The sequence below is a fragment of the Candidatus Syntrophosphaera sp. genome (assembly GCA_019429425.1).
Classification (GTDB): Bacteria; Cloacimonadota; Cloacimonadia; order Cloacimonadales; family Cloacimonadaceae; genus Syntrophosphaera.
The window spans coordinates 21992-28949 of sequence record JAHYIU010000022.1; the positions used below are offsets into that span (position 1 = coordinate 21992).

At 57.2% G+C, this 6958-nt stretch carries 1 protein-coding gene; it reads right to left on the reverse strand.

Annotated elements, in window-relative coordinates; all coding sequences use genetic code 11:
- Positions 1-231 precede the first annotated feature (231 nt).
- On the reverse strand, positions 232-6336 hold the full coding sequence (locus K0B87_03830; GenBank protein MBW6513869.1) for a hypothetical protein: 6105 nt from the start codon (positions 6334-6336) through the stop codon (positions 232-234).
- Positions 6337-6958: the final 622 nt, after the last annotated feature.

Genomic DNA, 6958 nt, shown 5'->3' on the forward strand with positions numbered 1-6958 from the left:
CATTGATGATTCCTCTGGTGAGCCGGAGGGTCCGAAACCAGCTCAAAATACAAGTAACCAAAGAGCGCGGAGAATTGTCAAGAATTTTTTTCTGCAGGGCCGTATCTGCGGGATTTCCATCTTTGACCATCATGCCAGTCCCGGACCGCCCAGAGCAGATCGTCCGCCTCCGGTCGGTCCGGGAATGAGGTCCAAGTTACTGCTGCTCTTCCGGATAGGTTTTCAACAGGCCTATTCCACCGTCACGCGGATCCCCTCGGAATGGGAACTGAACTCCGGTGCGTACATGCATTGTACGCTGGTGATGCCATTGGAAAAATCGCCCGCATTGAACACGCGGAGCGGATATTCGAAAACGTAGGTGCCCTTGCGCAGGTATTCGATGAAGAAGTTGGTGGAGGCGTCTCCGGTGGCCTCATAATAGCCCAGGCCGTCCTGCCACTTGTATTGGGAAAGCACGTTGATGGGCTCGAATCCGGCGCTGCGCATGTCTTTCAGGTGCACATACTCCATGTCCCGGTCCGTGCGCAGTTCGATACGCACGATCACCTTGTCGCCCACTTTCAGCCTGGTTTTATCGCTGATGGGATCCAGCACCCGGCCGGTGTCCGTGAGCCGCTCAATGAAAAGCTGTTTCTTTAGGCTCAGCGGGGTTTCCGCCGGAGTGATTTTGTCCAGGTCCTCAAAATACTGCCAGTAGAGGGAGCCCCAGGAAGCCACGTCATTGGGGTTGGAGACGCTCACCGCGGCTTTTTGAGGAGTGACCTCACCGCCGGACCAAGAGGTTTTGAAATAGCCTGTCCCAGCCTCCACCTGAGAGCCTTCCAGTTTGGTGGGATCGAGGATCTCTCCGCCAATCGTGATCTGGGCCAATTGCTCCGTGTTCAGCCATTCGGTTCCGGAAAGCAGTAAGGAGTAGCAGGCTGACGCGGTTGCTTTGGTCGTTTTCCAGTTCGTGGTCTGCTTGTTTTTAAGCAGCCAGGTGCGCAGGCCGTCGATGGATTCGGTATCGCCGGTGATGTCGTTGAAAGCCTCGATCAGCAGGGCCTGGGTCTCGATCGGGGCCTGATACCAGAACCAGCCCCAGTTGTCGTTTTTCCACCACATGCCCAGTTCCTCATCGTGCAGGGCCCGCTCTTTCAGGGAGGCGATGATCTTGCCGGGAATCACCTTGTTTCCGTCGCGGTGCAGGGCCAGGGCGATCAGGCCTTGTCCGAAGAGGTCTTTACTCAGCCAATATCTTTCCGACTGGCCTTTGAAGTAATCCACCGCCACGTTCACGTCCTCGGGTATCCTGATATCCTTAAAATACGACCGGGCATAGAGATAGTGCAACTCCATGTAGCCCAGGTTGTCGTCCTCCAGACGTCCGTAGCGCTTGATGTTCTCATAGTCGCGGAGAATCTCGCGGTCTGTGTAGCGGATGGCGGCTTGAAGCATTTCCCAGACCTGGGAATCCTCGCGGATGGCCGTCACGCCGAGATGGTCGAGGTGTCCGAAGCCTTCCACGATGTACTGCGTCACCCACCAGGAATCACGCATGCCCGGGAACCAGGGCCAGGCGCCGCTGGGATTCTGGTTCTGCTGCAGTTTGAGCAGGGCGGTTTGATACTGGTTGGCCATGTTGTTGAGGTCGAAGAGCAGGCCGATCCTTTGTTTGGCCTGGCTTTCATCCTTCGCGTCCAGCACCCACGGGGTTTCCTGCAGGATCACGGCCTTCAGTTCCTGGTTTTTCTCCAGGTTGGAAAGCAGGGCGGCGGAATTGGGAGTGTCGCGCCAGGACTCAAAGACCCGCTGGATGCGGGGATTGGAGTTGGCGATGTGGGAGGCGAGGCTGTTGGCGTAGAAGCGGGAGAAGATCTGCTCGTTGCAGTCGTGGGGATATTCCATCAGGTAGGGCAGGGCCTGAACCGCGTACCAGGCCGGGTTGGAAGTGTATTCCAGGGTCAGCTTGTGATGGCGGATGGTGGCCGAATCCCCGCTGTCCCGCAGTTTGGCAAAGACAAAGGATTTGCTGGTATTCCCCCGCACCGGCAGAGGCAGGCTTTCGGTCACCAGCATGCGATTGGTGAGGATGGGCAGGGTGTTTTCCTCGCCGTCGGAAAAATCCCCGGAGCGGGCCACAACCCTGTAGGTTACAGCACCCAGGCCGGCAGGTATTTCCAGATCCCAGCTCAGGCTGCTGCTCTCGCCTTTCTTTACGAAGAAAGGCTGCTGGGCGTTTCTGAGCTTGAACAGGGCATCCACGGGTTCCAGCGTGATGGCGTCGAAGAGGAAGAGCTGGCAGTTTCCAGAGAGGTCGGTCTCGTCCAGCGAAGTGATCTTGGCACTGAAGGTGAGCCTATCCCCCTCGCGCAGGAAGCGTGGGGCGTTGGGCAGCACCATCAGGGGTTTCTGGGTCACGGTGCCGTTCTCCGTGAGGCCGGTCTGGAGATCTTTGGAGAGGGCGAAGGCGCGGAACTTCCATTTGGTGAGGGCTTCCGGCACGGTGAAGACGAAGCTGACCTCGCCGTTTTCGTCCGTCCTGAGTTCTGGATAGAAGAAGGCCGTCTCGTTGAAATTGACGCGTGCTTGCACACCGGAAAGATCCTCTGCTGGGAGAACCTGGGCTTCAGCAACACTCTGGAAAGACATATCCGCCTCATTCGCGACCCCGCTCTGGGCTGTTTCTTCAATTTCCCTGCTGCTGCCCACCGTATCCTTCATCATGGCGGCTTCAGGCATCGCCATCATCAGATCATAGCTTATCATCCTTCCGTAGTAGTATCCAATACTGTAGCCATACCAGTTCAACTGGTCGTAATGCCGCTCTGGATAGGGGGTGTAATGCTGTCTGTGTATGGTGATGAGGTTGACCGGATTGACGAAGGCGTAGTTCGACCAACCGCCCCATCTGCTCACCTTACCATGGAATCCGACGCTCCAGGTGCTGGAACGGAAGGCGTCCAAAGAGGCGTCATACATGGAGGCCAGGACCTCCGCGGTGACCTTGCCGCCGGTGTGGTCCTTCAGTTTGAGCCGCCATTCCTCTTCCTGCCCGGGGAGCAGTTTGTCGCGGAAAGTGCTGTATTCAAAGGAGATCTGCTTGTTGGTCCAGGGCACGGTGATCTCCTGGGTGCGGGAGTACAAACGCCCGTCGCGGATGAAGGTGAAATGCACGTAATAGCTGCCCCGGTCGGCCTCCACGACGGGCAGTTCGATCAGCTTCTGTTCCCCGTCCAGGCTCAGGCGCCGGCTTTCCACGATGGCGTGGTCCTTTTCCACCTCCATGAGCAGGGAAACGCCGTCGTAGCCGCTGCCGATCAGGATTTTGGCCTCTTCGCCGGGCTCGCAGACGGTTTTTATGGGCACGAACCACTCCGCCACAGGCCTGGGCAGGTTTTTGGCTCCGGAATCGTAGACCGTGAAATACTTGGTGACCTTGATCTCCTGTTGGTTATAGGTGGCAATGGCTTCGAGGACGTAAGCCCCGGGCTGCCATTTCCTGAGATTATCGATCCTTAGCGTATCCTGGTCCGGAGTGGCGAAAGTTCCGCTCCAGACTGATTCCAGGACCTTCCAGGCGCTGATGTTGTCCTCTTTTGCATAGATGTCGTTGGGAAAGAGCTTCAGAAATTCCCCCCGCTCCAGATAATTGCGGTCGGGAGAGTTCCACAGCCTTCTTTTCTGGATGTTGCCGGGGGCCTGAAGCTGGGAAATGGTGACCTTTCCGCGCGCGGGAATGGGCTCGCCGCCCAGGTTGGTGGTCCGGACCGGGATGAGCAGTTCTTGGGTGGCCAGATCGATGTTTTCGCCCAGCACGGGATCCAGCAGCAGTTCCTGGTCCCCGATGCTGAGCCGCAATAGCCCGGACCTCGTTTCGCCGCTGATGTCGGTGACGTCGACAGTGATCACGAACAGGAAATAGGGATTGAATCTGGTCAGCACGGAGGGATCGCCAGAGGCCAGGAAAGTGAGGCTGAATTCGCCACCAGAGTCCGTCACCGCCGTTCCGCGCGCGATCTCCTTTTGCGGCGTGGCCGGGCTGGGACCCCACCACCAGAACCACCAGGGATAGCGGGCCTGGCGCGTGATCCGGAAATTCACGGTCGCGTTGTCGATCGGAAAGCCGGCATAGGAAAGCGCGCTGCCTTTCAGGCTCACGTACTGTTCCAGCTTGTAGGTGGCGGAAGGCTGGTCCAGCTTCACTTCAAAGCGCGGACGCTTGTATTCCTCCACGCTGAAGCTGATCATGCCCTGCACCTTGACCTTGGAATAAGAGCCCGCCGTCTTTCCCGGCACTGTCATGTAGCCCGTGGCAATGTACATGTTTCCCGTCAGGACGCCTTTGGGGGCGGTGAAAGTGGTGTTGAAAGTGGCGTACTCATTGGTCCGGACCCTCTCCTGGGCAACGATCTGGGAGTTCACGTCATAGAAGATGACCTCCAGCTCGGTGTTGGGCCTGAGCACGTTGTGCTTTTCGCCGTTGGTCTCATAGAGGACGCCTTTGACAAAGATGGTCTGCCCGGGCCGGTAGATGGCGCGGTCGGTGAACATCAGGCAGGTCGTGGATATCTGGCTCCGCTGATTCCGGCCGCCCAGATATTGGTTGCCGACCAGCAGGGAATCCGTTCCCAGGGTGATCAGCATTTTGGTGTTCCAGGACGTTTCTTTGCCGGAAAGGTCCACCAGGCCTTGCGCGTCGCTGGTTCCAGACCAGGTTTGGGCGTATTTATAGACACTTCTGGAGCGGTCCCAATCCCGGGAATAGGTCCTAACCCGCGCTCCGGCTAGCGGCGCTCCACTGTCCCGGTCGAGCAGCAGCAAAGAGCCCTGCTCCATGCTCCGGGTCAGATAGGAAATGCGGGTGCTGGAGAAGAGGCTGAAGCCCAAAAGCTTGCCTCCGTGCGGGGTTTCGTCCTCGCTGTCGGCGATCACTACGTAGTTGCCTGCGGCGAAGGAGGTGAGCGGCAGTTCATAGCTGTGGGAGCGGAAATCCCCTTCGTTGGCGAGCTCGAAGGTCTTCTCCCAGAGAGGTTTCTTGCGCGCCAGTTCCTTCAGCTTCTGATAATCGTCGCGCTGCCAGTAATAGTTTTCCTGATATTCGTCATCTTCCAGGCTGGCATACGGAACGCGGTAGGCCCGGACCCGCACGCGTGACAGATTGGCCAGGCGCAGCAAGGCTTTGACCGGCGCGCGGGGTACAACGTGGCTTTCCGTGGTCAGGTCCAAAGAGGGGGTCTGGATCCTGTCCGCCAGAGCGGCGCAGGCCCGGCCGCCAAAGCTTTTGGGATGGGCATTCACGCCCTCCCGGCAGATCTCCAGGGCGTTCTTGAAATTCCAGCGGTAATCCTCAGAAAACTCAGGTTTGTAGCGGCTTCCCAGCTCGTAGACCAGTTCCGCCAGCCGGAAGGCCGCGGAGGCCGAGGCGGGATGGCCAGCATATTTGCTTTGCTCCAGGCGCAGCGCGCTCTCATAATGTTTTTCCGCGACTTCCAGGGCAAAATTGTCATAGACGAAGCGCAGGCGCTCCAGATTCACCTCCACCAACGCGGCGGGATCGGCATCCTCCAGATGGAAGCGGATCAGGTCCTGATAGAGCTGGATGGCCTGATATTTGAGGGAAAGGGTGTCCGGGGTGGCGATCTGCATTTTGGCGAAGCTGGACGCGGGCTGGAAGTATTTGCTGTCCGTAAGGGTGAATTCGTCGAAGGGCAGAGTCAAGCCGGATTCGTCATTGGCATAGAATTCCAGGGCGCGGTGGGCCAGAAAGTCATACAGGGTGGGGCGCAGCGCCCTTTCCTCAGCACCGCCTCCGGCGATCACGGCAGGATAGTCGGCAATGCTGTGTTTTTGCAGTTCTGACGAGCGTTCCAAAGACAGCCGGTATTCGGAAATGGCCTCTTTGGTGATCGTTTTCAGGTCCCAGGTGGCGATGTCTTTTGGCTCAAAATTGATCGTTTCCGTGCGCTGCCCAAAGCGCCAGCGATTTGACTGGTAATAGCTCCAATAAAGCTGGCCCAGCATGCTGTGCAGGATGGCGGAGGCGGGATGCGGCGCGGTTTGGAGCTGTTCGCGCACTTTCTCGATCGCCTTCTGCTCGGAGAATTCCTCCACCTGCTGCATGATCTTGAGCTGGTAGATCAAGGCCTTGATCTGTTGGTCGGTCTTGTTTTCCCGCAGGGCCGCGGCGTAGAGGGAATCGACCTTTTCGCCCATCGAGCGGGGCAATCCGTCGGACTGGAGTTTGTCGATCTCCTTCCAGGCGGCTTCATAGTTGAATGGCTTGCTATTCGCTGCTCCCAGGCTCGCGGCAATTCCGCAGGCCAGGACCAGGACCACTATTCTGGATATCATGCTGGCACCCCTTGTCTTCTTTTCTGAAGCGGCGGCTTGCGGCCCCGCTTCGAAGATTGGTTCTTTGCTCCATCTATCCCTTTGGCAAATTGCCTATCTGTCAAGATATTTATTGCCCCGAATCCGAAAACCTGCGGACTTTTTTCCACATGGCTCCCCTTATCAATACGGTGTCAATACGGACTCATTACGGACTTTGTCCGTAATGAGTCCGTATTGACACCGTATTGATAAGGAGGGCGACATGACCGGAACACCGGTTTTAAATTGGAAAAGTGGGACGTATCTTATTGAGTGGAGTGGGTTTTGATAATTCCAGTGTCTCGGGATGACCCACCCCACGGACTCGCTTTAATCCTCCGCGAGGACCCCGGAATCCCGGACATCCAACAGACTGAGGTTTATGTTACAAGTAAGTCGCTGGATTCGAGCGCGCCCGCAAACCAGACCGGCAAAAGCACAATCAACATGAGCGCTGGTGGGCATGGACTCCAGTAACTTATCTTTCCCACATCTAAATCATTGCAAATTAGACCAGGCAAATGACAGCGAGCTAACGCAAAAGATTAACTGGCAATGCGATACTTGAATCGCGTGAAATCGTGATTATCCAGTTCCTCCA

Bases quoted from the DNA above. Each gene is read 5' to 3' on its own strand.
- K0B87_03830 (MBW6513869.1), bottom strand. From the start codon at position 6,336: ATGATATCCAGAATAGTGGTCCTGGTCCTGGCCTGCGGAATTGCCGCG.